The sequence below is a fragment of the Enterococcus sp. AZ191 genome, from assembly GCF_051713845.1.
Lineage (GTDB): Bacteria > Bacillota > Bacilli > Lactobacillales > Enterococcaceae > Enterococcus_B > Enterococcus_B durans.
In genome coordinates, this window is record NZ_JBIOQS010000012.1 from 1 (window position 1) to 709 (window position 709).

Sequence of the window (709 nt, forward strand, 5' to 3'; positions counted from 1 at the left end):
TTGGTAGAACACTTTGTGTTCTTGCTTTAAGGCGCTTAATGCACGATCCAGACTTCTTAATGGCATATTTAATTGTTCCGCCAATTCTTTTTTAGACAGTTTCAAATAAGGCATACGAAGATCACTTTTTTCGCTCAAATAGCGCATAATATCTTCTTGCCATTCATGTTTATGACTATATTCTCGTTGTTCACGTGGTTTCTTGAACTTCCACCAGCCACGACGTTGGATAAACAACTCGTTTTCTTGAATATCTGAAGCGACCCATTCCTGGCATAATTCCAAAACAAAGTCACGATTGGCTGCTTGATAATTGCCAGAATACGCACTTTTGACAATCTTTCGCACTTCGCCTTCAGACAACGGCTCATTTAAGCGTTCGTTAAACTCAAACATGTTATACTCACAAGTTTCTTGTCCGTAACCAGAAGAATAATAAGCCAAAGAGAGTGTAAAAATCACGTTATTCCGTCCGGTTCTGTTGCAAAGTTTTAAATCTACTATCAAATAAGGTAGAATAATAGAAAAAGATAGCAGGAGGAATGACGATGAATCATTTTAAAGGAAAGCAATTTCAGCAGGATGTGATTATTGTAGCTGTGGGCTACTATCTTCGTTATAACCTTAGCTATCGTGAAGTTCAAGAAATCTTATATGATCGTGGCATTAACGTTTCTCATACGACGATTTATCGTTGGGTGCAAGAATA

General features: G+C 37.5%; 2 pseudogenes. One reads left to right on the top strand and one right to left on the bottom strand.

The features are described 5' to 3' along the window. Nucleotides 1-480: pseudogene (locus IGI47_RS14120) on the bottom strand (primase C-terminal domain-containing protein); the annotation flags it as partial. Nucleotides 481-548: 68 nt separating this feature from the next. On the opposite strand from IGI47_RS14120, the pseudogene IGI47_RS14125 reads away from it, so the two are divergent. Beyond that, nucleotides 549-709 (top strand): annotated as a pseudogene (locus IGI47_RS14125) (IS6 family transposase); the annotation flags it as partial.